The sequence below is a fragment of the Streptomyces sp. NPDC047315 genome (assembly GCF_040643215.1).
Taxonomy (GTDB): domain Bacteria; phylum Actinomycetota; class Actinomycetes; order Streptomycetales; family Streptomycetaceae; genus Streptomyces.
On record NZ_JBEYTZ010000017.1, the window covers coordinates 82,186 to 106,923 of the forward strand.

At 71.2% G+C, this 24,738-nt stretch carries 22 protein-coding genes; 14 read left to right on the top strand and 8 right to left on the bottom strand.

Annotation, left to right across the window (positions count from 1 at the left end):
• The first annotated feature begins 52 nt into the window (after positions 1 to 52).
• Together ABZ842_RS20720 and ABZ842_RS20725 are read left to right on the top strand one after the other, a co-directional pair.
• Positions 53 to 853, top strand: coding sequence for a helix-turn-helix transcriptional regulator (locus ABZ842_RS20720; protein WP_361538447.1), 801 nt, complete (start codon positions 53 to 55; stop codon positions 851 to 853).
• On the top strand, positions 843 to 1,142 hold the full coding sequence (locus ABZ842_RS20725) for a DUF397 domain-containing protein (RefSeq protein WP_361538449.1): 300 nt from the start codon (positions 843 to 845) through the stop codon (positions 1,140 to 1,142). The genes ABZ842_RS20720 and ABZ842_RS20725 overlap by 11 nt, the downstream gene beginning before the upstream one ends.
• Before the next feature lie 52 nt (positions 1,143 to 1,194).
• Here the strand turns inward: ABZ842_RS20725 and ABZ842_RS20730 are convergent, their stop codons facing one another.
• Both ABZ842_RS20730 and ABZ842_RS20735 read right to left on the bottom strand, forming a co-directional pair.
• Positions 1,195 to 2,517: a glycosyltransferase family 39 protein gene (locus ABZ842_RS20730; RefSeq protein WP_361538451.1), complete on the bottom strand. Its 1,323-nt coding sequence runs from the start codon at positions 2,515 to 2,517 to the stop codon at positions 1,195 to 1,197.
• A 159-nt stretch (positions 2,518 to 2,676) separates the two neighbouring features.
• Positions 2,677 to 3,405: a polyprenol monophosphomannose synthase gene (locus ABZ842_RS20735; RefSeq protein WP_361538453.1), complete on the bottom strand. Its 729-nt coding sequence runs from the start codon at positions 3,403 to 3,405 to the stop codon at positions 2,677 to 2,679.
• Positions 3,406 to 3,966: 561 nt separating this feature from the next.
• On the opposite strand from ABZ842_RS20735, the gene ABZ842_RS20740 reads away from it, so the two are divergent.
• A complete protein-coding gene (locus tag ABZ842_RS20740) occupies positions 3,967 to 5,391 on the top strand; it encodes a DUF4157 domain-containing protein (protein WP_361538455.1) in 1,425 nt (474 codons plus the stop codon).
• Between the two features lie 29 nt (positions 5,392 to 5,420).
• On the opposite strand, the gene ABZ842_RS20745 is transcribed toward ABZ842_RS20740, so the two are convergent.
• Entirely contained in the window at positions 5,421 to 5,891 is a 471-nt protein-coding gene (locus ABZ842_RS20745) for a DUF1772 domain-containing protein (RefSeq protein ID WP_361538457.1), read from the bottom strand.
• A gap of 147 nt (positions 5,892 to 6,038) precedes the next feature.
• Between ABZ842_RS20745 and ABZ842_RS20750 the strand changes: the two genes are divergently transcribed.
• Positions 6,039 to 6,545 (top strand): GNAT family N-acetyltransferase, encoded by a 507-nt coding sequence (locus ABZ842_RS20750; RefSeq protein ID WP_361538459.1) that lies wholly within the window; start codon positions 6,039 to 6,041, stop codon positions 6,543 to 6,545.
• A gap of 121 nt (positions 6,546 to 6,666) precedes the next feature.
• Here the strand turns inward: ABZ842_RS20750 and ABZ842_RS20755 are convergent, their stop codons facing one another.
• The gene (locus ABZ842_RS20755; RefSeq protein WP_361538461.1) at positions 6,667 to 7,629 is read right to left on the bottom strand and encodes a pyridoxal-phosphate dependent enzyme; all 963 of its coding nucleotides are present in this window, start codon (positions 7,627 to 7,629) and stop codon (positions 6,667 to 6,669) included.
• Between the two features lie 281 nt (positions 7,630 to 7,910).
• Here ABZ842_RS20755 and ABZ842_RS20760 point away from each other — a divergent pair, with 281 nt between their 5' ends.
• The 8 genes from ABZ842_RS20760 to ABZ842_RS20795 all read left to right on the top strand — a co-directional run bounded on the left by ABZ842_RS20760 (position 7,911) and on the right by ABZ842_RS20795 (position 17,787).
• On the top strand, positions 7,911 to 9,140 hold the full coding sequence (locus tag ABZ842_RS20760; RefSeq protein ID WP_361538614.1) for an amidohydrolase: 1,230 nt from the start codon (positions 7,911 to 7,913) through the stop codon (positions 9,138 to 9,140).
• A gap of 362 nt (positions 9,141 to 9,502) precedes the next feature.
• Complete coding sequence (locus ABZ842_RS20765; RefSeq protein WP_361538463.1) at positions 9,503 to 10,552, top strand: BMP family ABC transporter substrate-binding protein; 1,050 nt, start codon at positions 9,503 to 9,505, stop codon at positions 10,550 to 10,552.
• A gap of 315 nt (positions 10,553 to 10,867) precedes the next feature.
• Positions 10,868 to 12,511: an ABC transporter ATP-binding protein gene (locus tag ABZ842_RS20770; RefSeq protein WP_361538615.1), complete on the top strand. Its 1,644-nt coding sequence runs from the start codon at positions 10,868 to 10,870 to the stop codon at positions 12,509 to 12,511.
• Entirely contained in the window at positions 12,508 to 13,647 is a 1,140-nt protein-coding gene (locus ABZ842_RS20775) for an ABC transporter permease (RefSeq protein WP_361538465.1), read from the top strand. The genes ABZ842_RS20770 and ABZ842_RS20775 overlap by 4 nt, the downstream gene beginning before the upstream one ends.
• Entirely contained in the window at positions 13,644 to 14,933 is a 1,290-nt protein-coding gene (locus ABZ842_RS20780) for an ABC transporter permease (protein ID WP_361538467.1), read from the top strand. The genes ABZ842_RS20775 and ABZ842_RS20780 overlap by 4 nt, the downstream gene beginning before the upstream one ends.
• A complete protein-coding gene (locus ABZ842_RS20785; RefSeq protein ID WP_361538469.1) occupies positions 14,930 to 15,415 on the top strand; it encodes a cytidine deaminase in 486 nt (161 codons plus the stop codon). The genes ABZ842_RS20780 and ABZ842_RS20785 overlap by 4 nt, the downstream gene beginning before the upstream one ends.
• A gap of 106 nt (positions 15,416 to 15,521) precedes the next feature.
• Positions 15,522 to 16,796: a thymidine phosphorylase gene (locus ABZ842_RS20790; RefSeq protein ID WP_361538471.1), complete on the top strand. Its 1,275-nt coding sequence runs from the start codon at positions 15,522 to 15,524 to the stop codon at positions 16,794 to 16,796.
• A 700-nt stretch (positions 16,797 to 17,496) separates the two neighbouring features.
• Positions 17,497 to 17,787, top strand: coding sequence for an STAS domain-containing protein (locus ABZ842_RS20795; RefSeq protein ID WP_361538617.1), 291 nt, complete (start codon positions 17,497 to 17,499; stop codon positions 17,785 to 17,787).
• Here the strand turns inward: ABZ842_RS20795 and ABZ842_RS20800 are convergent.
• From ABZ842_RS20800 to ABZ842_RS20810, 3 genes are all read right to left on the bottom strand, one after another.
• Positions 17,784 to 18,794 (bottom strand): sigma-70 family RNA polymerase sigma factor, encoded by a 1,011-nt coding sequence (locus tag ABZ842_RS20800; RefSeq protein ID WP_361538473.1) that lies wholly within the window; start codon positions 18,792 to 18,794, stop codon positions 17,784 to 17,786. The two genes, ABZ842_RS20795 and ABZ842_RS20800, sit on opposite strands and share 4 nt — an antisense overlap.
• A 74-nt stretch (positions 18,795 to 18,868) precedes the next feature.
• The gene (locus tag ABZ842_RS20805) at positions 18,869 to 19,567 is read right to left on the bottom strand and encodes a L,D-transpeptidase family protein (protein WP_361538475.1); all 699 of its coding nucleotides are present in this window, start codon (positions 19,565 to 19,567) and stop codon (positions 18,869 to 18,871) included.
• Positions 19,568 to 19,741: 174 nt separating this feature from the next.
• Positions 19,742 to 21,034, bottom strand: coding sequence for an MFS transporter (locus ABZ842_RS20810; RefSeq protein WP_361538477.1), 1,293 nt, complete (start codon positions 21,032 to 21,034; stop codon positions 19,742 to 19,744).
• A 63-nt stretch (positions 21,035 to 21,097) separates the two neighbouring features.
• On the opposite strand from ABZ842_RS20810, the gene ABZ842_RS20815 reads away from it, so the two are divergent.
• Entirely contained in the window at positions 21,098 to 22,051 is a 954-nt protein-coding gene (locus ABZ842_RS20815; RefSeq protein ID WP_361538479.1) for a LysR family transcriptional regulator, read from the top strand.
• A 500-nt stretch (positions 22,052 to 22,551) separates the two neighbouring features.
• Here the strand turns inward: ABZ842_RS20815 and ABZ842_RS20820 are convergent, their stop codons facing one another.
• The gene (locus ABZ842_RS20820) at positions 22,552 to 23,229 is read right to left on the bottom strand and encodes an alpha/beta hydrolase (RefSeq protein WP_361538619.1); all 678 of its coding nucleotides are present in this window, start codon (positions 23,227 to 23,229) and stop codon (positions 22,552 to 22,554) included.
• Positions 23,230 to 23,473: 244 nt separating this feature from the next.
• Between ABZ842_RS20820 and ABZ842_RS20825 the strand changes: the two genes are divergently transcribed.
• Complete coding sequence (locus ABZ842_RS20825; RefSeq protein WP_361538481.1) at positions 23,474 to 24,589, top strand: adenosine deaminase; 1,116 nt, start codon at positions 23,474 to 23,476, stop codon at positions 24,587 to 24,589.
• The last annotated feature ends 149 nt before the right edge of the window (positions 24,590 to 24,738 follow it).

Consider the following 24,738-nt stretch of genomic DNA (forward strand, 5'->3'; position numbering starts at 1 on the left):
GGTGACCCGATCCAAATCACCTTGCACACAGGGGAAGTGGGAGTGTCGACCTATGGCCAAGCCTTACGGAGAGTGGCTACGGGAGCAACGCGTCAAGTCGGGCATGACACAGCAGCAGCTCGCGGACGCCGCGATCATGACGCGTACGCACATCACGCACATCGAGGCGGGGCGGCGCGTACCGTCCGAGGAGGACGCGAAAAGGCTGGACCGGGCGCTGAACACGGGTGATGTGCTGACGAACTTCCGGCCGGGCGCGGACGCCCACCCCGTTCCTGACTACTTCGAGTCGGCCATGCAGTTTGAACAGCAGGCGTCGATCATCCGGGAGTTCGCCATCTCGTTCGTGCCGGGGCTGCTTCAGACGCCGGAGTATGCGCGAGCCGTCATCGGCTCGGCGTATCCTCCGGTCAGCGTGGAGGAACGTGACCGGGCCGTCGACACCCGGATAGAGCGTGCGCACGTCCTCAAGGACCCGGTGGAGCCGATTGTCTGGGCGTTGTTGGACGAGGCAGTGCTGAGGCGCCCGATGGGGAGCCTGGCTGTGATGTCCGAGCAACTGCACCACATCGCTGACCTGGCTGAACGTGGACGGATTCGTGCTCACGTCATTCCGTACAGCGCGGGCTCGTACCCTCTGCTGGGAAGCATGGTCCGGCTCATGTGGTTCGAGGACCAGCCGCCCATCGCCTACGTTGAAGGTGTCCAGACGGGCAAGGTGCACGACATCGCGGCGGTGGTGGAGCACATCCAGGGCAGCTACGACCTTGCACTGGCCGAAGCGTTGCCGCTACAGGAGTCCCTTGCCCTCCTGAGAGCAACAGCGAAGGACTACGAAGGCGATGACAACTGAGCGCATACTCCCCGACGCGTCCGTGCTGACCGGGTGGCGGAAGTCCAGCTACAGCGGTCCGAACGGGGACAGTTGCGTGGAGGTCGCGGACGGCTACACGTCCGCGTGGGACGGGTGGCGGAAGTCCAGCTACAGCGGTCCGGAGGGTGGCGACTGCGTGGAGGTCGCCGACGGGTACGCCGTCGTACCCGTACGGGACTCCAAGGTTCCCAGCGGGCCGGCGCTCGTCTTCCCGGCTGCTGCCTGGTCGCTGTTCGTCCAGAACCTGAAGGACGACCAGCCCGCCTGAACAGCGCCAACCGCAGCCCCGCCACTCCACCGAGCGGCGGGGCTCGGCTCGTTCAGGGGGAGTACTTCCACACCAGCATCAAGTAGCCGCCGTACGCGCTGGAGACGACCACCGCCGCCGTCACGACCGCGTACGCGACCCTCGGGCGGGCCGTCGCGAACGCCTTCGCCAGCGGGAACAGCAGCGGGAACGCGGGGAGCAGGAAACGGGCCTTCGAGTGGAAGTAGCCCGCGCCGCCGACCGCGATGAGGAGCAGCAGCGCGGCGTAGATCAGCGGCGCCGCGTGCTGGCGCTCCAGCAGGCAGATCACGAACAGCAGCAGCGCACCGAGGACGGTGAAGGTGGCGACGACCGCGTTCAGGTTGGTCGGCATCTTGGTGAAGGTGTCGACGATCCGACCCATCGTGAAGCTGCCGCCGTCGAAGGTGGAGCCCCAGCGCTCTTGGAGCTGGAAGTAGCCGTCCCAGCGGCCGGCGCGGTAGCCGACCCAGCCGAACCAGGCGAACCAGCCCACGGGGGCGATGAGGATCGCGGCGAGCAGCCGGCCCCTGCCGGCCCCGGGCGGTGCCTCCTTCTGCCGTTTGCGGAACGTGGCGAAGAGCGCCCAGGCCGCGCAGAGCGCCACGGCCGCGACGACCGCCGAGCCTGAGGGGCGGGTGAGGCCGGTGAGGCTGGCGAGGAGGCCGGCGGTGAGCCAGTGCTGTTTGAGCACGGCGTACAGCGCCCACGCTGCGAGCGCGGTGAACAGGGGCTCGGTGTACGCCATCGACTGGACCATGGCGTGCGGGACGATGCCCCACAGCACGACGGCGAAGAGGGCCGTACGGCGGTCGTGGAGGTGCTTGGCGACGGCGAAGATGCCCCACGCGGCGACGAGCGAGGAGAGGACGGAGACGCCCCAGGCGACGATCTCCGTGGAGAAGGGCGTGACGGCGGAGAAGCCGCGGACCAGGCCCGGGTAGACGGGGAAGAAGGCGTACTTGCACAGTTCGCCCTGGACGGTGCACTTCTCGGCGAGCGGGGCCGCGTAACCGGCCTCGGCTATGTGGACGTAGTAGACGGTGTCGAAGCGGGTGGCGAGGAGCTTGCCGAGGCCCGGGCCGTCGTCGCCGGCGCGCCACGCGACGAAGGCGGTGCCGACGAAGCGTACGAACGCGTAGAGCGCGAGGGCCGGCCAGGCCGCGAGGAAGGCTGTGCGGAGGCGGGCTATGACGCTGGATCTGCCGCTGCGATTGCCCTTGCCGGCGCCGCTCCTGCTCCCGTTCCCAGTCCCGTTTCCGTGGCTGGATTTGGCCGATCTTCGACGGGCGGCGTGGCGGCGTGGTGCGGCGGGTGTGGAATCCGCCGGGGCAGGTGTCGTCTCAAGTCCCGACATCTTCGTTTTTCGTCCCCTCCGCAGGGCACCGCGCCTTCACTCGTGCGGGCCTATTCAGGCACAGAAATAACACATGCTGGCGATGGTCGGGTACTTGGGCAGGACGAACCGGCCAGCGGAGGGGCGAACTTCAGAGGACGGGCGGCGGCGGCCCGAGGCTCAGCGGCGGCGCTTGGTGAGGGCGCCGACCCGGGACCGTACGCCCCACGCCGTCACCCGCCACAGCGCCTCGACGACGATCGAACGGCTCATCTTGCTGTCGCCGCGCTCGCGCTCGACGAAGGTGATGGGGACCTCGACGACCTTGAAGCCGGACTGGACCGCGCGCCAGGCGAGGTCGACCTGGAAGCAGTAGCCCTGCGAGGCGACCTGGTCCATGCCCAGGCCGAGGAGGGTCTCCTTGCGGAAGGCCCGGTAGCCGCCGGTGACGTCGCGGAGGGGGACGCCGAGCATGATGCGGGAGTACAGGCTGCCGCCGCGGGAGAGGACCTCGCGGGACTTCGGCCAGTTCACGACGCTGCCGCCGGGGACCCAGCGGGAGCCGAGGACGAGGTCCGCGTTCTCCTCGACGAGGGCGTCGAGGAGGCGGGGGAGCTCTTCGGGGCGGTGCGAGCCGTCGGCGTCCATCTCGACGAGGACGTCGTAGCCGTTCTCGATGCCCCACTGGAAGCCGGCGAGGTACGCGGCGCCGAGGCCCTGCTTGCCCATGCGGTGCAGGACGTGGATGTTGGCGTCGGCGGCGGCGAGGTCGTCGGCGATCTTGCCGGTGCCGTCGGGGCTGTTGTCGTCGGCGACGAGGATGTGGGCCTCGGGCACGGACTCCCGTACGCGGGAGGTGATCGGGCCGACGTTCTCGGCCTCGTTGTACGTCGGGATGATCACCAACACCGGACCCGGCGCCTCAGTTCTCCGGCCGGGCTGACCGCCAACTGTCACTGTCGCTCCACTCCTGCTGCTTGCCGACGCGGCGGGCGGGGCCGGGCCGGGTCACGCGAGCATACGCGCGAGTGGGGGGTGGATGTTTGAGAGGGGGCGCATCCGGACACGGTGGGTGCGCGGTCGTGCCGTGAGGGTGATCCCCGCGGGCCCGGTGCGCGGTGTGCTCGACGCCCGTCCAGAGATCCGTCCAGAGGTCCGCGGCAGGCTCGCCGGCTGTGTCGTCGACGGCTCCGGAGCGTGTACGATCATCTCGTAACTCCGGTGCAGCGCACGGGAGTCACGCGTCTGTGGTCCAAGGAAAGACGCCCATCTGCCGATGGGAAATGTAGGTGCAAGGCCTGCCGGGCGCTCCATGACGAAGGCCCCCTCGAATGTGAGGGGGCCTTCGTGCTGCTCAGCGACAGGTGCCCGAAAGCGTGCCCCGAAAGCCCTGCCCGGGCGGGGCGGCGACGACTACAACGGAGGGCGAGGGCAGGACCGCCGAGGTCGGGTCGGGAAAGGGGACGTGTCGTGCGGGCGTTCGAGGAGCATCCGGGGGAGAAGAAGGGCAGCGCTGGACGGGTCCCGCACCCGGCGGCGCCCGCTTCCCGGCGGGCGGTGCGCAGGCCCGTTAACCCGGCCGAGATCACGACCCTGCAGCGGCTGGCGGGCAACCGCGCCGTCGCGCGCCTGCTGGACGAGGAGCAGCACGCGCACGGGCCCGGCTGCGGCCACGACGGGGCGAAGGAGGCGGCGGGGCCGGGGCCCAAGGCGCTGCTCGACGACGCCCTGGCCTCCCCGAGCCGGCCCGTCCCCGACGGGCTGCGCGCCGAGGCGGAGTCGTTCTACGGGAACGACTTCTCCGCCGCGCGACTCCACGACGGTCCGGTGGCGCAGCGGGCGATCGAGGCGATGGGGGCGCGGGCCATGACGGTCGGCACCCACGTCTTCCTCCCGCCGGGCGGCACCCAGGACCGGGCGCTCGTCGGCCACGAGTTCAGCCACGTCGACAAGAACCTCAAAGGCGTGCGCGAAACGGGTGCCGACCAGGGTTCCGGGGTGACCGTCACCGACCCCGGGCAGAGCTCGGAACGGGCCGCGGAGAGCGACGGCACCGCCTTCGCCGCGGGCGCGGGGGCCGCGCCTTCGGTCACGGCTCAGCGAGCGGTGACCGACGAGGTGCAGGAATCGGAGCCGGAGCGGGAACCGGCCCCGACGGTCCAGCGCATGATCATCCCCGAAGGGGACCCACACGGCGAGCCGAGCGACTTGCTTGGCGACGACGCCGTTGCGGCGACCCCCGGCTTCGCCGAGCTGCACCCGGGTCATCAGCGTCGTGTCATGGGGCTCGTCGAAGACACCGACACGATGCTGTGGCCGAGCGAGGCCATCAAGCACACGAGGAACACCGTGGTCGCCGCGGTCGACGGACTGGGCGGGCCGCACGAGGGCCAGTTCCTCGCCGACGCCTACGGGCAGCGCAACAACCTCAGCGCGTACTCGCCCGACATGTCGGTGAACGCCGTCAGGGCCAGGCTCGGCAGCGCGGTACCCGCGGGTGCGGCCACCCTTGAGCAGGGGTCGGTCACCAACTTCGGCCAGCACGTGCCGCACACCGAACTGTTCGTCCCCCACCCCGGGCCCTGGGCGGTGGACGGCGGGGACGACGGGCTCGCGTCCTGCATCGAACGCGTCCTCGGCGAGAGCAGCGCCGCGTACGTCGTGACGGACAACGAGATGCCGGGGAAGAGCCAGTCGCAGTCCCTGGAGCAGTACATCGGCGCCCTCAACGCGAGGCTCGGCGGCGACGACGCGTACCGCCCGCTCAGGGTCGAGGTCACGACCCCCAACGTCAAGGTCGCGGGTGACGGGAAGAGGACGACGGAGATGGGCGGCGTGAAGCTCCAGATCGCCCACGCACCGCCCTACCGGCTGGTCACCATCAGGCGCACCTGAGCCCGCGACTGCGCTCCGCGCTCCCGCGGTCAGACGAGGACCGCGAGCGTCAGGGCCACCGCCCCGGCGACGCTGGTCAGGGTGCGGACCAGGTGGGCATTGTTCCAGCGGGGCTCGAAGGCCCGGCGCGCCTCGGCGAGCGCCGTCGGCGAGTCGACCGCAGCGGCGTCGAGGCGTTGGTTCAGGGGGACGTTGATCGCCGCGGTGATGACGAACGTGGCGATCGCGCACGTCGCGCCGACGACGAGCCAGCCAGTCGCCGCGCCGTCGGGGCGCAGCACGGCCGCGACGACGGCGAGGACGGGGGCGCCGGCGAAGACGGTGAGGAACCAGCCGTTGAGGATCGCCCGGTTGACGGCGCGGAACGCGGTGACGTACGTGGCGTCGTCGACCCGCCGCAGGCCCGGGACGACGGAGCAGGCGAAGGCGAAGAACGCGCCGGCCAACAGGCCGTTAAACACGATGGCCGCGGTGAGCACGGCCGTGGAGGTCGGATTCATGCCCCCGTTGATAGCGCGTCCTTCACGGCCTCGTCGATATCGCGATTGATCACGCGCCCGCTGCCGGGAGACCCTGGGGGCGCCCTCCGCGACGAGGGGGCCGGTGCCGCCACGGTCACCGCTCGATCCCAGCTCCAGGGGCACCACATGACCGCTCTGACCACGAGCCCCCGGCTCGCACCGCCGACCGTACGGGTCCGGGAGTCGTACCTCACCGGTGAGCAGGCCGACATGGTCCACCGCGGCTCGGACACGTCATGGCTCGCCGACGCGAGCCGGGACTTCGCGCAGTTCGTCGCGGACCGCGTCGGCGTGCGGGAGCGGTGGGGCGTCCCGTCCGAGGTGTTCTGGTTCACCGCGGAGGAGCACTACATCGGCTCGCTGGTCATCCGTCACCAACTGCCGAAGGACGACCTCGGCGGCCACATCGGCTACCACGTCGTCCACCCGTGGCAACGGCAGGGCCACGCGACGACGATGCTCGGCCAGGCGCTGACCATCGCCCGCGGCCTCGGGCTCGACCGCGCCCTGCTCACCGTCGCCGCGGACAACGCCCCTTCGCTGGGGGTCGTCCGGCGCAACGGCGGCACTCCGGACGGCACGAACTCCGACGGCCAACTGCGCTTCTGGATCGACACGCCCACGGCTCCTTAGCAGGCGGGCTTCACGGCGCCGAGTCCGTCCCAGCACCCGCGCTGCCTGCGGCCCCCTCACCGGCCCGCAGGCACTCGCCCGTCTTGGCTACCCGCCCGTCTTGGCCACCCGCCCGTCCTGGCTACCCGGCCGCGCTGGACTCCCAGCCCGCCACGTCCTCCAGTGCCGCGTTGCCCCCGCACACCACCAGCCCCAACCGCGCATCCGGGCCCACGCGGTCCAGGACCCGGCGGGACGCCGGGAGGAGGCAGCCCGCGGCCGGCTCCGTCCACAGCTTCGCGTGGTGCGCCATGTCCCGTACGCCCTGCACCGCTTCCGCGTCGGAGACCACGATCACGTCCTCCACCAGCGCCGCGACGTGCTCGTACGTCAGCGCCGAGACGGAAGGTGCGGAGAGCGTCGTCACCCTCGACGTCAGGGGGACCGGGACCGGGCCGCCGGCGGCCAGCGCGCGGGACATGGACTCCGCGCCCGCCGTCTCCACGCCCCAGACGCGCACGTCGGGGCGGCGCGCCTTCAGGGCCACCGCGACGCCCGAGATCAGGCCCCCGCCGCCGATGCTGACGAGGACGTCCGTGAAGGCGTCGGGGGCGGCGTCCTGGTCGAGTTCCAGGCCGACCGTGCCCTGGGCGGCGACGACGACCGGGTCGTCGAAGGGGTGCAGCAGGGTCAGGCCCTCCGCGCGCAGGCGTTCCATCAGGGCGAACGCCTCGTCCATCGTGTCCGTGAGCTGGATCGACGCGCCCGCCGCCGCCACCGCGGCGATGGAGCGGGCCGGAGCCGTACGCGCCATGCAGACCGTCGCCTTCACGTCCAGCAGCCGGGCCATCTCGGCGACGGCCACACCGTGATTGCCGCCGCTGACGGCGAGGACGCCCGCCGCGCGCTCGGCGGGCGAGAGCGACAGGAGCTTCGCGAGGGCGCCGCGCGCCTTGAAGGAGCCGGTGTGCTGGAGGAGTTCCAACTTCGCCGTCACCGGAGCCCCCAGCAGCTCCGACAGACCCGGGCTGGACACCGTGGGGGTACGCACCAGCCGGCCATCGATCAGCCGCGCCGCCGCCTCGACATCTCCGATCTCAATCATCCGTCCATCCTCGCACCGGGGCGCCGGCCAGAACCCGTGGCCGAACCGGTGATGGCGCCGCGCGCTCCCGAGGCGCGCACCAGAGAGGCACCAGAGACGGGCTCCAGAGGCGGTGGAGTCCCACTGCCGGTACGGTCAAAAAGAGGCCGTGAGTTTACCCACATACGTGCACAACCATGCAGCATGCGGCTCTCTTTCCATCCCCTATCGGATTGAACTTTTGTTGATCAGTGGTCAGTTGACCCCCGGCTGCGCCTAACCTTCAACAGGTGAACCAACTGATGTCCCGCGAGTCCGAGACCGATCTGCCCGGGAGCGTCAACCTGCCCGGCACGCTGTCCGAGCCGCTGCGCGCCGAGCTGATCGCGTTCCGCCGCGATCTGCACATGCACCCAGAGCTGGGCAACCAGGAGTTCCGCACCACCGCCGCCATCAAGGCCCGCCTTGAGCTGGCGGGGCTCGCACCAAGGGTGCTGGGCATGGGCACCGGGCTGGTGTGCGACATCGGCACGTGGGACGGGGTGCAGCCGCTGCTGGCGCTGCGCGCGGACATCGACGCGCTGCCGATCCCGGACACCAAGACGACCGTGCCGTACCGTTCCACCGTGCCCGAACGGGCCCACGCCTGCGGGCACGACGTGCACACCACGGCCGTGCTCGGCGCGGGCATCGTCCTCGCCGAGCTGGACCGCGAGGGGCTGTTGCCCGCCCCCGTACGGCTCGTCTTCCAGCCGGCCGAGGAAGTGCTGCCCGGGGGCGCACCCGACGCGATCGAGTGCGGCGTGCTCGACGGCGTCGGGGCCATCATCGCCGTGCACTGCGACCCGAGGGTCGACGCCGGCTCCGTGGGGCTGCGGGCCGGGCCGATCACCTCGGCCTGCGACCGGCTGGAGATCAGCCTCGACGGCCCCGGCGGGCACACCGCGCGGCCCCATCTGACCACCGACCTCGTCACGGCCGCCGCGAAGGTCGTCACCGAGGTTCCCTCGCTGGTCGCCCGCAGGTCGGACGCCCGGTCCGGACTGGCGGTGACCTGGGGGCGGATCGAGTCCGGCCACGCGCCCAACGTCATCCCGAACCACGCCGAACTGTCCGGCACGGTCCGCTGCCTCGACCTGGAGACCTGGCGCGCGGCGCCCGACCTGGTGCACGCGGCGGTCGACGAGATCGCCACCGTCCACCGGGCGAAGTCCCAGATCGACTACATCCGCGGGGTCCCGCCGGTGGTGAACGACCCGGCGGTCACCGAACTCATCCGGGACGCCCAGACCGCCCGCGGCGGGGCGCAGTCGATCGAGGACACCGAGCAGAGCCTGGGCGGCGAGGACTTCTCCTGGTACCTGGAGCACGTGCCGGGCGCGCTGGCGCGGCTCGGGGTGCGGCGGCCGGGCGACACGGTCCGCCGGGACCTGCACCGCGGGGACTTCGACGTCGACGAGGAGTCGATCCGGGTGGGCGTCGAACTCTTCACGGCGGCGGCGCTGCTGCACGGCCACCGCGCCCAGGGCTGACGCCGGGCGCCCGCGGCGCACGTAGGACGCGTACCGCAGCGCGCGAGCAACGCGCACCCGGCGTGCGAGCAACGCGTACCGCAGCGCGCGAGCAACGCGTACCCGCGGCGCGTGAATGGCGAGTACCCGCAATCAGTGCGTACCAGCGGGTAGCGGGCCGGGTGCGGATCGGGGCACACTGCCGAAGTGCCCCGACTCCGTACCCGTGCGTCACCTGGGCATCACTGCCCGGCGAAGCTAAACGCGACGATCCGATAACGACTCATGAACAGGTCTTTAACTGACATCTACGCGCGTTACGATCGCCGCAAAACCAGCGCCGGAAGAGGCGCTTCAGGTCAGTCTTGAAGGGACCCCTCCTCTTGCGCCGGGTATCCAAGATCACTGCCGCGTGCATCACGACCGCGGCCCTCGCGTTCACGGCCACCGCGTGCGGTGAGTCGTCCACCGAGTCCAGCTCCTCCAGCTCGTCCAGCGACGGCAAGCTGAAGATCGGTGCGGCGTACGACGTCGGCGGACGCGGCGACAACTCCTTCAACGACTCCGCGGCCCGCGGCCTCGACAAGGCCAAGGCCGACCTCGGTGCCGAGGTCAAGGAGCTCACCGCCAAGCACGGCGAGACCCCGGCCGACCGCGAGTCGCGCCTCGCGTCCCTCGCCGAAGGCGGGTACAACCCCGTCGTCGCCGTGGGCTTCGCGTACAAGGACGCCGTTGACAAGATCGCGCCGAAGTTCCCGAAGACCACCTTCGGCCTGGTCGACTCGGTCTCCGAGCAGAAGAACGTCGACAGCATCGTCTTCACCGAGGAGCAGGGCTCCTACCTCGCCGGCGTCGCCGCCGCGCTGAAGTCCAAGGACGGCAAGATCGGCTTCATCGGCGGTGTGGACCTCCCGCTGATCAAGAAGTTCGCCGCGGGCTTCCAGCAGGGCGTCACCGAGACGAACCCGAAGGCGTCGGTGCAGATCCAGTACCTGACCACGGGTACGGACCTCTCCGGCTTCGGCAGCCCGGACAAGGGCAAGCAGGCCGCCCAGGGCATGCTCGACAAGGGCATCGACATCGTCTACGCGGCTGCGGGCGGCTCCGGCGCCGGCGCCATCGAGGCCGTCGCCGCGAAGAAGGGCACCTGGGCCATCGGCGTCGACTCGGACCAGGCCAAGGACCCGGCCCTGTCCAAGTACGCGGGCTCGATCCTGACCTCGGTCGTCAAGAACGTCGACACCGGCGTCTTCGAGCTGGCCAAGTCCGTCAAGGACGGCAAGCCGAAGACCGGCGTCAGCACCTACTCGCTGGCGCAGGACGGCGTGAGCCTGACGACCACCGGTGACCACCTGAAGGACATCCAGGCCAAGCTGGACGAGGCGAAGAAGAAGATCGTCGACGGCCAGATCAAGGTCAAGTCCACGACCTGACGGTCGCGGAACGTCTTCGAAAGCGGCGTCGTCCGCCCCTTTGGGCGGGCGGCGCCACTTTCCCAACACGACTCGACGCGACCCACCCCCCGGCCGGCGACCGAGCCCACAACCGGCCCGCGCCCGGCCCACGCCCGTGTCGCACCGTCCGGCGGACCCTCCGCTTCGGCTCCCCCCGCCGAAGTCGCCCGTCCGTCCCGGTTCCAAGGGTGGCGCTACGCGCGTAGCATCGCGTAACACCGACCGCGCGCGGTAGTTTTCGCCCACACCCCCCGCCTCTGCTCCTCCTCCGCTCCTGCCCAGGGAGAGTGCGCCATCAACGCGTCCAGCAGCCCCCATGCCGTAGAGCTCCGCGGCATCACCAAACGATTCCCCGGAGTCGTGGCCAACCACGACATCGACATCACCGTGCGCCGCGGTACCGTCCACGCCCTCGTCGGCGAGAACGGCGCGGGCAAGTCCACCCTGATGAAGATCCTCTACGGCATGCAGAAGCCGGACGAGGGCACCATCACCGTCGACGGCGAGCTGGCCTCGTTCAACAACCCCGGCGACGCCATCGACCGCGGCATCGGCATGGTGCACCAGCACTTCATGCTCGCCGACTACCTCACCGTGCTGGAGAACGTCGTCCTCGGCTCGGAGAAGCTGTACGGCATCGGCGACCGGGCCCGCGCCAAGATCAAGGAGATCTCGGACGCTTACGGCCTCGGCATCCGCCCCGACGCGTACGTGGAGGACCTCGGCGTCGCCGACCGCCAGCGGGTGGAGATCCTCAAGGTCCTCTACCGCGGCGCCCGTACCCTGATCCTCGACGAGCCCACCGCCGTCCTGGTGCCGCAGGAGGTCGACGCCCTCTTCGACAACCTGCGGGAGCTGAAGGCCGAGGGCCTGACCGTCATCTTCATCTCGCACAAGCTCGGCGAGGTGCTGTCGGTAGCCGACGACGTCACCGTCATCCGGCGCGGCACCACGGTCGGCACCGCCGATCCGCGCACCACGACCACCAAGCAGCTCGCGGAGCTGATGGTCGGCAGCGAACTCCCCAAGCCGGACACCTGCGAGTCCACCGTCACCGACGTCGCGATGCTGACCGTCGACGGGCTGCGGCTGACCGCCACCGACCCCGACGGCGTGGTGCGTTCCGTGCTCGACGGCATCGACTTCACCATCCACAAGGGCGAAGTGCTCGGCATCGCCGGCGTCGAGGGCAACGGCCAGTCCGAACTCGTCGAGGCGATCATGGGCATGCGCAGCCCGGACGCCGGCACCCTCACCCTCGACGGCGAGGACATCTCCCAGCGGCCCACCCGCAAGCGGCGCGAGGACGGCATGGCCGTCATCCCCGAGGACCGGCACCGGCACGGCCTGCTGCTGGAAGCCCCGCTGTGGGAGAACCGCATCCTCGGCCACGTCACCGAGAAGCCCAACAGCAAGGGCGCCTTCCTCGACCTGAAGGCGGCGCGCGCCGACACCGAGCGGATCGTGCGCGAGTACGACGTGCGCACCCCCGGCATCGACGTCACCGCCGCCTCCCTCTCCGGCGGCAACCAGCAGAAGCTGATCGTCGGCCGGGAGATGAGCCACCGGCCGAAGCTGCTGATCGCCGCCCACCCCACCCGCGGCGTGGACGTCGGCGCGCAGGCGCAGATCTGGGACCAGATCCGCGAGGCCCGCCGCGAGGGCCTGGCGGTGCTGCTGATCTCCGCCGACCTGGACGAGCTGATCGGGCTCTCCGACACGCTGCGCGTGATGTACCGCGGGCGGCTGGTGGCGGACGCCGACCCGGCGGACATCACCCCGGAGCAGCTGGGCTCGGCGATGACCGGCGCGGCCAGCGGCCACCTGGAGCAAACCGAGGAGTCGGCCGAGGAGTCGGCCGAAGCGCCCGCCGCCGAAGCCCCCCGCGACGAGACCCCCAGCGCCGGGCGCGACACCGACGGGGGAGAGGACCGATGAAGAAGATCGACAAGGAGCGGGTGCTCCTCGGGCTCGCCGCCCCCCTGCTGGCGATCGTGGTGGCCTTCCTGGTCACCGCGGTCGTCCTGGCCGCGACCGGCAAGCAGCCGTTCAACGCCTTCAGCATCATGTTCGACTACGGATCGAAGTCGGACAGCCAGGTCTACATCCTCAACAAGGCCACGACCTACTACCTCGCGGGTCTCGCGGTCGCCCTCGGCTTCCGCATGAACCTGTTCAACATCGGCGTCGACGGCCAGTACCGGCTCGCCGCCTTCTTCGCCGCCGCGCTCGGCGGCGCCCTCACCCTGCCCGGCCCGGTGCAGATCCCGCTGATCATCCTCTGCGCGATGATCGTCGGCGCGATGTGGGCCGGCATCGCCGGTGTCCTCAAGGTCACCCGCGGCGTCAGCGAGGTCGTCTCCACGATCATGCTGAACGCCATCGCGACCGCGATCATCGGCTACCTGCTCCAGGAGGGCCGCCTCGGCCACCTCGACCAGGCCGGCACCAAGGTCTCCACCAAGCCCATCCCGGAGTCCTCGCACTTCTTCGAGTTCCCGACCCAGCCCTCGCCCGTCTGGGGCTTCATCGTGGTCGCCGCGCTCGCCGGCGTCGCGTACTGGTTCACGCTCTCCCGCACCCGCTTCGGCTTCGACCTGCGCACCGTCGGCCAGTCCGGCTCCGCCGCCGAGGCCAGCGGCGTGAACGTGAAGCGGATGGTCGTCACGTCGATGCTGATCTCCGGCGCCGTCGCCGGCCTGGTCGGCATGCCGACCCTGCTGAACGACAGCTACGAGTACAGCGGCGACTTCCCCGTCGGCATCGGCTTCACCGGCATCGCCATCGCGCTCCTCGGCCGCAACCACCCCGTCGGCATCGCGCTCGGCGCCCTGCTCTGGGCCTTCCTGGAGCGCGGCAGCGGTCAGCTCGAATTCAAGGGCTACGACAAGGAGATCGTCGGCGTCATCCAGGGCGTCATCGTCCTGTGCGTGGTCATCGCGTACGAGGTCGTACGCCGCTACGGCCTCAAGCGCCAGCAGCGGCAGGTCGGCGCCAAGCTCGCCGCCCAGGCCCGCAAGAACAGCAACGGCAACGGCAACGGCAACACCGACAAGCAGGAGGTGTCGGCGTGAGCGCCACGGCGACCTCGACTCCGCCGCCCACCGCACGCAAGGTGAGCGGCGGCAAGGGCGGGCGCACCCGCCTGTCCTTCCCCGTCATCCTGCTGATGATCGCGGGCGCACTGATCGCCCTCGCCGCGGTCCGGGTGATCACCGGCGCGGAGGACATCACCTCCTCCGGCCAGATCAGCGCCGCGCTGTCGATGGCCGTGCCGATCGGCCTCGCCGGCCTCGGCGGCCTGTGGGCCGAGCGGGCCGGCGTGGTCAACATCGGCCTCGAAGGCATGATGATCCTCGGCACCTTCTTCGGCGCCTGGGCCGGCTGGCAGACCGACCCCTGGATCGGCGTGCTCGCCGGTGTCCTCGGCGGCATGTTCGGCGGCCTGCTGCACGCGATCGCCACGGTCACCTTCGGCGTCGACCACATCATCTCCGGCATCGCGATCAACATCCTCGCGCTCGGCATCACCACCTACTTCGCCAAGCTGTGGTTCAACTCCGGCGAGGCGGCGGCCAAGGGCGGCAGCCCCAAGCAGTCCCCGCCGTCCGATGACATCGGCACGGTGACGATCCCCGGCCTCTCCGACGGCCTGAAGTCGATCGAGAACCACGAGTGGTTCTTCGTCTCGGACCTCGCGGGCGTGCTCGGCGGCCTGGTCACCAACGTCTCGCTGCTGACGATCGTCGCGATCCTGCTCTTCGTCGGCACCTTCGTGGTGCTGTGGAAGACCGGCTTCGGACTGCGGCTGCGCTCCTGCGGCGAGAACCCGATCGCGGCCGAGTCGCTGGGCGTGAACGTCTACAAGTACAAGTACATCGCCGTGATCGCCTCCGGCGGCATGGCCGGCCTCGGCGGCGCCTTCCTCGCCCTGGTCACCTCGCACATCTACAACGAGGGCCAGACCGGTGGCCGCGGCTACATCGGCCTCGCGGCGATGATCTTCGGCAACTGGCGGCCCGGCGGGCTCGCGATGGGCGCCGGCCTCTTCGGCTACGCCGACGCGCTCCAGCTGCGCAACGGCGGCCAGTCCGTGCACGCGCTGCTCCTGCTGCTGGTCGTGGTGCTGGTCGGCATCGCGATCTGGAAGTTCTACCGCAAGAGCTTCGTGCCGGCCACGATCAGCGCGGTCATCGCCGCCGGCGTCCTGGTCTGGTACCTGGGCACGGACACCGTCCCGACCGAGTTCGTCACCGCGACCCCGTACGTCGTGACGCTGCTGGTGCTCTCGCTCTCCGCGCAACGGCTGAGGATGCCGAAGGCGGACGGCATGCGCTACCGCAAGGGCCAGGGCAAGTGACCGGGCCCGACGCCGGCGGCGCGGCGGACGACGGCAGCGGCCCGGTCGACGGCAGCGGCTCGAACGACGGCGCGGCGGACGGCGGCAGCGGCTCGGACACGTTCGACTGGGAGGCGCTGCGGGAGCTGGCGCGCACGGCGATGAGCCGGGCGTACGTCCCGTACTCCGACTACCCGGTCGGCGTGGCCGCCCGCGTCGACGACGGCCGCACCGTGACCGGCTGCAACGTCGAGAACGCCTCGTACGGCCTGTCCCTGTGCGCCGAGTGCGGGCTGGTCTCCCAGCTCCAGCTCACCGGCGGCGGCCGGCTGACGCACTTCGCCTGCGTGGACGGGCGGGGCGCGAGCCTCGTGCCGTGCGGCCGGTGCCGTCAGCTGCTGTACGAGTTCGGCGGGCCCGAGCTGCTGCTGGACACGCCCGAGGGCGTGGTCACGCTCGCCGAGTTGTTCCCGCAGCCGTTCGGCCCGGCCCATCTGGCATGACACGCTGATGCGCGGCCCTTCTCCTTCGGTGATCACACCGGAGGAGAAGGGCCGCGGCCCTTTTTCCCGCAACACCAGGTTTTCCCGCACCACAGGAGGAACCCCCATGGACGTCATCTCCGTCATCCGCACCAAGCGGGACCGGGGCGAGCTGACCGGCGAGCAGATCGACTGGGTCATCGACGCGTACACCCGCGGCGCGGTCGCCGACGAACAGATGTCGGCGCTGGCGATGGCGATCCTGCTCAACGGCATGAACCGCACCGAGATCGCCCGCTGGACCGCCGCGATGATCGCCTCCGGCGAGCGGATGGACTTCGGCTCGCTGGCCCGGCCCACCGCGGACAAGCACTCCACCGGCGGCGTCGGCGACAAGATCACCCTGCCGCTCGCCCCGCTGGTCGCCGCCTGCGGCGCGGCCGTGCCGCAGCTCTCCGGCCGCGGCCTCGGCCACACCGGTGGCACCCTCGACAAGCTGGAGTCCATCCCCGGCTGGCGCGCGCGCTTGAGCAACGAGGAGATGCTGCACGTCCTCGACACCACCGGCGCGGTCATCTGCGCGGCCGGCGACGGACTCGCCCCCGCCGACAAGAAGCTGTACGCGCTGCGGGACGTCACCGGCACCGTGGAGGCCATCCCGCTGATCGCCTCCTCGATCATGTCGAAGAAGATCGCCGAGGGCACCGGCTCGCTGGTGCTGGACGTCAAGGTCGGCTCCGGCGCCTTCATGAAGACCCTGGACGACGCGCGCGAGCTGGCCTCGACCATGGTCGCGCTCGGCAACGACAGCGGCGTACGGACGGTGGCCCTGCTCACCGACATGGCCACCCCGCTCGGGCTGACCGCCGGCAACGCGCTGGAGGTCCGTGAGTCCGTCGAGGTGCTGGCCGGCGGCGGCCCCTCCGACGTCGTCGAGCTGACCCTCGCCCTCGCCCGCGAGATGCTGACCGCGGCCGGGCTGCCGGACGCCGACCCGGCGAAGGCGCTGGCGGACGGCTCCGCGATGGACGTGTGGCGGCGGATGATCAGCGCGCAGGGCGGCGACCCGGACGCCGCGCTGCCGACCGCGCGCGAGCAGCACGTGGTCACCGCGCCCGCGTCCGGCGTGCTGACCCGGCTCGACGCGTACGACGTCGGCCTCGCCGCGTGGCGCCTGGGCGCGGGCCGCGCCCGCAAGGAGGACCCGGTGCAGGCGGGCGCGGGCGTCGAGCTGCACGCGAAGCCGGGGGAGACGGTCGCTGCGGGTCAGCCGCTGCTGACGCTGCACACGGACACGCCGGAGAAGTTCGAGTACGCGCTGGAGTCGCTGACCAACGCGTACGACATCGAGCCCGCGGCGTCCTTCACCCCCACCCCGATCGTCCTGGCCCGCATCGCCTAGCACCGCGGCGCCCCTTGCGGGTGCGGCTAGGACCTCGCCGTTCGCGCAGTTCCGCCCCCTGTGCCCTGCGGGCACGGGGGGACTCCCAGCGCCCCAAAAACCTTCGCCGTTTCCCCGCGGATGCGTTGGTCTCCGCGCCCCGGTGGTGGGCTTGTCGCGCAGTTCCCCGCGCCCCTAAAGACCTTCGCCCCCCCCCGCAGACAAGTGACGGGGGCAGCGAATCAGGGGCGCGGGGAACTGCGCGAACAAGCCCCACCGGGCCGCAGAGGTCAACGCACCCTGCAGGGGAACGGCGAGGGTCTTTGGGGGCGCGAGGAACTGCGCGACAAGCCCACCACCGGGCAGCAGTGGTCAATCCCCCCGCAGGGGAATGGCGAGGGTCTTTGGGGCGCTGGGGGTCCCCCCACGCCCTCCGGGCGTAGGGGGCGGAACTGCGCGACAAGCCCACCACCGGGCCGCAGAGGCCCACGCATCCGCGGGGAAACGGCGGGGTCCCCGTACCAGGGCGCCGGCGCGGCGATGAGAAAGGGCGCGGGGCGCGGTCCATACCGCAAGAGATGTTCGCAGAGCGACGGATCGGGGACCGTGAGCCATGTGCCGAAGTACGCCAACCGCGGCGGAGCCGGAAGGGCCGGGGGAGCCAGGAGAGCACAACCGCCTCCCCGACCCGCCGCCCGCGCAGCAACCCGCAGTCATACGGATCACCGGCAAAGTGACCCGCAGCGACGTGCCGCAGCTCTGCGCCGAGCTGGGCGCCCGGATCGACGAGCAGCAGCACCAAGGCGCGGTGCCGGTCGACGCGGTGTGCGACGTCGGGGCGCTGCCCGCCGACCTCGTCGCGGTGGAGGCGGTCGCCCGCCTCCACCTCACCGCCCGCCGCCACGGCTGCCGGCTGCGCCTGCACGACGTCCGGCCCGAGCTGAGGGAGCTGCTGCACCTCGTGGGCCTCGGCTCACTCGCCGAAGCCGCCGAGCCCCAAGACAGGCCCTAGGACCCCTCCCGCGGGAGCCGGTCGGGCAGGTCGAACATCGGGAACCAACGCGCCGTGTCCAGGAAGGAGTTGATCCCCGCGATCTTGCCGTCCCGGATGTCCATGACCATGAGCGCCCACGGCGTGTGGCCGTTGCCGTCCTCCGCCTCGTGGTAGTGCGCGAACGCCGGCATGCCGTTGGCCACGGTCGGCACGAGCCGGGAGCCGCGGCAGACCGATCCGACGCCCAGCATCCAGCCGACGATGTTCTCGTGGCCCTGGAGCCACAGGTCGTAAGGCGGCATGGAGAGCGTGGCGTCGTCGTGCAGGACGGCGGTGAGCGCCTCCATGTCGTAGCCCTCGAAGGCCGCGACGTACCGCTCAAGCAGCTCGCGCTGCTCCTCGTCCAGCGGATCGGCCCGGTCGCTCGGCGCCGGCGGGGACTCGGCGAGCGTCGCCCGCGCGCGCTGCAGGGCGCTGTTCACCGAAGCGACGGTGGTGCCCAGCAGCTCCGCGACCTCGCTGGCCTTCCACGCCAGCACCTCGCGCAGGATCAGCACCGCGCGCTGCTTCGGCGGCAGGTGCTGGAGCGCCGCGACGAACGCGAGCCGGATCGTCTCCCGCTCGACGGCCGTCTCCGCGGGGTCCGCCACCGACGGCAGCACCCGCCCGTCGGGCACCGGCTCCAGCCAGGTCGCCTCCGGCCGGCTGGTGAGCTGGGCCTGCGCGACCGGCGTCGGACCGGACAGGTCCATCGGACGGGCCCGGCGCTTGCCCGCGTTCAACATGTCGAGACAGACGTTCGTCGCGATGCGGTACAACCAGGACCGCAGCGACGAACGCCCCTCGAACTTCTCCACGCTCCGCCAGGCGCGCACCATCGTGTCCTGGACGGCGTCCTCCGCCTCGAAGGAGGAACCCAACATCCGGTAGCAGTAACCGGTCAGTTCGCGCCGGTACCGCTCCAGATCCTCCTGCTGCGCCTCCCGCGCTTCCCCTGCGGTTGCCAGATCGCTCAGCTCGCTCATTGGGGTCCACCCCTGTAACCCGTCGGAACCAGTCCTAGGGTCGGGAACCTACAGGAGGGCACTGACAACGCGGCTCAGGTTCCCGGCTTCCGACCGTATACGAACACCTCGTCGCCGTTCTTCAGCAGGTTCCAGTACGCCTTTGCGTCCGCGGGACGCATGTTGACGCAGCCCGCGGAACCCGGCGGGTTGTACATCGACTTGGTCGTCGAGTGGAACGCCTGCCCGCCGTCGAAGAACTGCGCGTACGGCATCTTGACGCCGTACAGCGACGACACGTGGTTGAGGTTCTTCCAGTACACCTTCTTCAGGCCGGTCCGCGTCTCCGCGCCGTCCCGTCCCGTGCGCACCGGAACCGGCCCGTACTTCAGCTTCGACCCGTCCTGGATCCAGGTCAGCTGGCGGGTCAGGTCCACACAGGCGATCCGGCCCTTGTTCGTCGGGCACTTCCCCGCCTTGTTCGGGTTCGTGCCCGCCGCGCGCTGCTGGAGGATGGTGTCCATCGTCCGCCAGGTCAGCGTGCCCGCGTACCCGGCCGCCGGGGTGATCCCGTGCTGCGACTGGAAGGAGCGGATCGCCCGGCAGTCCGTCGTGGACTGCTTGCCGTCGACCGGCCGCCCCAGGAACTTCTCCACCTGCTTCTGGTGCGGCCCCGCGGACGCGGTGCAGGCCGACGCCGCCTGCGCGGTGCCCGAACCCAGGAACATCGTCAACGGAACCACCATGCCGGCGATCCCGAGGACGACCCCCGCGCTTCTACGCACGTTCCTCATCTTGTGCCCCCCTCTTCCCCTTCGACCGTGAGAGATCTTCAGCGATCTTCCCCGTGGGAGCCGGCCGTTGCACCGGCTCTATTGGGTTGGACGAAGGGAAAGGAGCGCCAGTTGTACGGCGCACGTCTCGGTTTCGCGACAAAGGGCGCCGGCCGGGCGGTCCGCGCCGCGGGGTCAGCCGACTGCGCCCCGCGCAGCCGCCCGCGCCGCCGACCAACTCCCGTACCCCGTGATCGACACGACGCCGACGACCGCCAGCAGGCCCAGCGCCACGGTGCCCGCCCAGCCGCCGGAGTGGAAGGCGATCGCACCGAGCGCGCCGCCGACGCTGCTGCCGACGTAGTACGCGGACTGGTACAGCGCCGACGCCTGCGCCCGGCCGGTCGTCGCCGTACGGCTCACCGACGAGGAGGCGACCGCGTGCCCGGCGAAGAAGCCGGCCGTGATCAGCACCAGGCCGAGCAGCACCGTCGACAGCGAGTCGGAGAGGGAGAGCAGCAGCCCGGCCGCGGTGGTGACGACCGCGGTGTACAGCGCGCCGCGCCGCCCCATGCGGCCCACCAGCCGGCCCGAGGCCGCGGAGGAGACCGTGCCGACGAGATAGACCAGGAAGATCGAGCCGACGACGCCCTCGGGGAGGTCGAACGGCGCCTCCGTCAGCCGGTAGCCGATCATCGTGTAGACCGCGCCGAAGACGGTCATGAAGAGCGCGCCGATCACGTACAGCCGCATCAGCAGCGGGTTCGCGAGGTGCTCGCGGACCGTCGACCCCAGCGCCTTCGGGCTGAGCGGGGCGGGCGTGAAGCCGCGCGGCTTCGGCAGCAGCAGGCGGAAGACCACCGCGCCCACCAGCGCCAGCAGCCCCACGGCCAGGAGCCCGGCGCGCCAGCCGCCCAGTTGGGACGCCCAGCCGGTGACGATCCGGCCGCTCATGCCGCCGATGCTGTTGCCCGCGACGAACAGCCCGATCGCGGCGATCAGCGCCCGCGGACGGACCTCTTCCGCGAGGTACGCCATCGCGGACGCGGGCACCCCCGCCAGCGCCGCGCCCTGCACGGCGCGCAGCACCACCAGCGCCTCCAGGCTCGGCGCGAAGGGCACCAGCAGCCCGACGCCGACGGCGACGGAGAGCGAGACGGTCATCAGGGTGCGCCGCCCGAAGCGCTCCGAGAGCGCGCTGAGCGGCAGGACGAAGAGGGCGAGCGCGCCGGTCGCCGCGGTGAGGGTCCAACTCGCCGCCGATGCCGTCACGCCGAAGTCGGCGGAGACGGCGGGCAGCAGTGCCTGCGTGGAGTAGAGGAGCGCGAAGGCCGCGACGCCAGCGGCGAAGAGCGCGAGGCTCATCCGGCGGTAGCCGGGCAGTCCCGGTGCGAGCGGTTCGGATCCGTGGGATCGGGGGGTCGGGGTCAGGGGCTTCGCGGCGACGGCGCCCACCGGAGTGGACGCCTCGGTACTGGCAGCAGGCATGCCATGAACGTACGACCGTCGCCATTCATGCGTCCAATGCATGGAACGGCGATAATCGTTCCCATGGTGCATGACCGCAGTTCAGAGAAGTGGCTGTCACACGCTAGTGACACAGAAGACATGTCCATGGTGCTTGCGCCACGCCTGGCGTACTTCGCGGGCGTGGCCCGCCACGAGCACGTGACGCGCGCCGCGCTGGAGATGGGCGTGCCGCAGTCGACCCTGTCGCGGGCCGTCGTACGGCTCGAACAGGACCTCGGCGTCACGCTGTTCGCCCGCAAGGGCCGCACGGTCTCCCTGACCCCGGCCGGCCGCACCTTCCTCGCCTCCGTGGAACGCGCCCTCGGCGAGGTCGAGCGCGCCGCGGACGAGGTGCGGGCGGATGCGGACCCGCGGGCGGGGAAGGTCGCGTTCGGCTTTCTGCACACGATGGGCTCGGAGACGGTGCCGGCGCTGCTGCGGGCGTTTCGGGCGGACCACCCCAAGGTGCGGTTCACTCTCGTGCAGAACTACGGCGAGGCGATGCTGGGCGGTCTGCGCACCGGCGAACTCGACCTCTGCCTGACCTCACCGGTGCCGGAAGCGCCCGACCTCGTCGCCCGCCGCCTCGACGAGCAGCGCCTACGGCTGGTCGTGCCGGACGACCACCGGCTGGCGGGGCGCCGCCGCGTGCGCCTGGCGGAGGCGGCGGACGACGTCTTCGTCACCCTGGAGCCCGGGTACGGCCTGCGCCGCATCACCGACGCGCTGTGCGCGCAGGCCGGCTTCAGCCCGAAGATCGCGTTCGAGGGGGAGGAGGCGGAGACCTTGCGGGGGCTGGTGGCGGCGGGCCTGGGGGTGGCCCTGCTGCCGCCGCCGGCGGTTCCGCGGCCGGGGGTGGTGGAGCTGACGGTCACCTCTCCGCGGGCGGTCCGCGAGATCGGTCTTGCGTGGTTGGACGGCCACCCGGACACGCCCCCGGTGGCGGCGTTCAAAAGATTCCTCCTCAGCCGCCGCGGCCACCTCCTCCCCAAGTAACCCCAAGCCTCCCCCTGCGGGGTGCGCTGCGCTGTGCTGGCCGGTGCCGGGTCGCCCGCGGTTTCCCCTGCGGGGTGCGCTGGTCTCTGCGGGCCATCTGTGGTTATTCGCGCAGTTCCCCGCGCCCCTAGACACCCTCGCCGTTTCCCTGCGGGAAGTGTGGTCTCTGCGACCCGGTGGTCGGCTTGTCGCGCAGTTCCCCGCGCCCCTAAATGCCCATGCCCTGGCCCGCAGACGAATGACGGGGGCAGCGAAACAGGGGCGCGGGGAACTGCGCGAACGACCACAGACGGGCCGCACGGACCAACGCACCCCGCAGGGAAACGGCGAGGGTGTCTAGGGGCGCGGGGAACTGCGCGACAAGCCACAGACGGGCCGCACAGACCAACGCACCCCGCAGGGGAAACCGCGGGCACGTCAGGGGCGCGGGCGACCCGGCACCGGCCAGCACAGCGCAGCGCAGCGCACCCCGCAGGGAAGCCCCGGCCCGCCCGGAGGGCTCAGTGGCGGAGGGACTTGCCGAAGCCCGCAGCCAAGGGCATCCGCAGGCCCAGCGGCGGCGGCGCCGCCAGCGCGTCTGCGATCGGGCGGGCATAGGGGTGCGGGAACAGCGAACCCCGCACGAAGTCCACCGCCAGCGCCAGCACCTCCGCATGGTGCTGGCGCAACGCGTTCCCGTCCGTGTGCACCTCGAACCGGCACGTGTCGCGGTTCGCCTTCTTCGCCCGCTCCGCCAACCGGTACGACAGATCCGGATCGGCCCGTTCGTCGTTCGTGCCGTGCACGATCAGGACCTGGCGGCCCACCAACTGCTTCACCGGCTCCGGCGGCTCCTCCGCGCGCTGCCGCGGCAGCCAGGGGGCCATCGCCAGTACGGAGGTGACAGCCGGATGCCCCGCCGACCGCAGCGCCGCGCGGGCGCCGAGGCCGTGGCCCGCCAGGCACACCGGTATGTCGCCGTAACGGCGGGTGACCTCCGCCAGCGCCCAGTCCGCGTCCGCCGCGGGCCCCGCGTCCGTGCCGTTCCAGCCGCGGCTGCGGTAGTGCACGGGGAGCACCACCAGCCCGTCCGAGCGCCCGCCGCGGGCCAGCGCCCGCCCCAGCGGCAGCGCCGCCAGGTGCGCCCGGCGCGACGGGCCGCGGGTCGACTCGGGCTCGCCGTCCGGCAGCACGAGCACGACACCGCCGACGCCCCCGGCACGGGAACCGGGCCCGCCGGACCCGTCGGCCGCGGGCGCGCCGCGTCCGCCGTACGCCCTGCCCAGCCGGGCCCCTCGCTTCGCCGTGGTCGTCGTGCGACCGCTCGTACGCCCTGTCACGACAGCACACTCTCAGAAGCCCGGGGGTACGCCACCCGTACGCGCGATCACTGTTACATATCTCCACGGAGCGTTCTACGCGCGTAGGGATTAGAGTGCGCAAATGACGAGCCAGACCCTGAGTACGCCCACCACGGACCAGATCCGTCGCGCGCCGAAGGTGCTCCTCCACGACCACCTCGACGGCGGGCTGCGTCCCGGCACGATCATCGACATCGCCCGCGAGACGGGCTACGACGCGCTGCCCGAGACCGACCCCGACAAGCTGGGCACGTGGTTCCGGGAGGCCGCCGACTCCGGCTCGCTGGAGCGCTACCTGGAGACGTTCGCGCACACCTGCGCCGTCATGCAGACCCGCGACGCCCTGGTGCGGGTGGCCGCCGAGTGCGCGGCGGACCTCGCCGAGGACGGCGTCGTGTACGCGGAGGTGCGGTACGCCCCCGAGCAGCACCTGGAGGGCGGCCTGACCCTCGAAGAGGTGGTGGAGGCGGTGAACGAGGGCTTCCGCGAGGGCGAGCGGCAAGCCCGCGCCGCCGGCCACCGCATCCGCGTCGGCGCCCTGCTCACCGCCATGCGCCACGCCGCCCGCGCCCTGGAGATCGCCGAACTCGCCAACCGCTACCGGGACCTGGGCGTCGTCGGCTTCGACATCGCCGGCGCCGAGGCCGGCTACCCGCCCACCCGCCACCTCGACGCCTTCGAGTACCTGAAGCGGGAGAACAACCACTTCACCATCCACGCGGGGGAGGGCTTCGGGCTGCCGTCCATCTGGCAGGCGCTCCAGTGGTGCGGCGCCGACCGCCTCGGACACGGCGTGCGGATCATCGATGACATCGAGGTCGACGGGGCCGGCGGCGTCAAACTCGGCCGACTCGCCTCGTACGTACGGGACAAGCGCATCCCGCTGGAGCTGTGCCCGACGTCCAACCTCCAGACCGGCGCCGCCGCCTCGTACGCCGAGCACCCCATCGGGCTGCTGCGCCGGCTGCACTTCCGCGCCACCGTGAACACCGACAACCGGCTGATGTCCGGCACCAGCATGAGCCGGGAGTTCGAGGTGCTGACCGAGACCTTCGGCTACACCCTCGACGACATGCAGTGGTTTTCCGTCAACGCGATGAAGTCCGCGTTCATCCCTTTCGACGAACGCCTGGCCATGATCAATGACGTCATCAAGCCCGGCTACGCCGAGCTGAAGTCCGAATGGCTGTTCAGGTAGACCGCCTTGACCAGCGGTTCCGTGCCGGTGGAAAGCTGATCGTACGAACCCGGGGGCGGTCGGGAACGTCAACAAACCACCGCCCCGGGGTGTTTGCCACGCCCTCGGACCGGTGGCTAGCTTGCGGAGCCGCTCCTGTTCCCGTTACG

What these genes read in the sequence shown, in the direction of transcription:
- ABZ842_RS20720 (WP_361538447.1), top strand. Translation starts at nt 53, where the DNA reads ATGGCCAAGCCTTACGGAGAGTGGCTACGGGAGCAACGCGTCAAGTCG.
- ABZ842_RS20725 (WP_361538449.1), top strand. Translation starts at nt 843, where the DNA reads ATGACAACTGAGCGCATACTCCCCGACGCGTCCGTGCTGACCGGGTGG.
- ABZ842_RS20730 (WP_361538451.1), bottom strand. Translation starts at nt 2,517, where the DNA reads ATGTCGGGACTTGAGACGACACCTGCCCCGGCGGATTCCACACCCGCC.
- ABZ842_RS20745 (WP_361538457.1), bottom strand. Translation starts at nt 5,891, where the DNA reads ATGAATCCGACCTCCACGGCCGTGCTCACCGCGGCCATCGTGTTTAAC.
- ABZ842_RS20750 (WP_361538459.1), top strand. Translation starts at nt 6,039, where the DNA reads ATGACCGCTCTGACCACGAGCCCCCGGCTCGCACCGCCGACCGTACGG.
- ABZ842_RS20755 (WP_361538461.1), bottom strand. Translation starts at nt 7,629, where the DNA reads ATGATTGAGATCGGAGATGTCGAGGCGGCGGCGCGGCTGATCGATGGC.
- ABZ842_RS20760 (WP_361538614.1), top strand. Translation starts at nt 7,911, where the DNA reads ATGTCCCGCGAGTCCGAGACCGATCTGCCCGGGAGCGTCAACCTGCCC.
- ABZ842_RS20775 (WP_361538465.1), top strand. Translation starts at nt 12,508, where the DNA reads ATGAAGAAGATCGACAAGGAGCGGGTGCTCCTCGGGCTCGCCGCCCCC.
- ABZ842_RS20790 (WP_361538471.1), top strand. Translation starts at nt 15,522, where the DNA reads ATGGACGTCATCTCCGTCATCCGCACCAAGCGGGACCGGGGCGAGCTG.
- ABZ842_RS20800 (WP_361538473.1), bottom strand. Translation starts at nt 18,794, where the DNA reads ATGAGCGAGCTGAGCGATCTGGCAACCGCAGGGGAAGCGCGGGAGGCG.
- ABZ842_RS20805 (WP_361538475.1), bottom strand. Translation starts at nt 19,567, where the DNA reads ATGAGGAACGTGCGTAGAAGCGCGGGGGTCGTCCTCGGGATCGCCGGC.
- ABZ842_RS20810 (WP_361538477.1), bottom strand. Translation starts at nt 21,034, where the DNA reads ATGCCTGCTGCCAGTACCGAGGCGTCCACTCCGGTGGGCGCCGTCGCC.
- ABZ842_RS20815 (WP_361538479.1), top strand. Translation starts at nt 21,098, where the DNA reads ATGGTGCATGACCGCAGTTCAGAGAAGTGGCTGTCACACGCTAGTGAC.
- ABZ842_RS20825 (WP_361538481.1), top strand. Translation starts at nt 23,474, where the DNA reads ATGACGAGCCAGACCCTGAGTACGCCCACCACGGACCAGATCCGTCGC.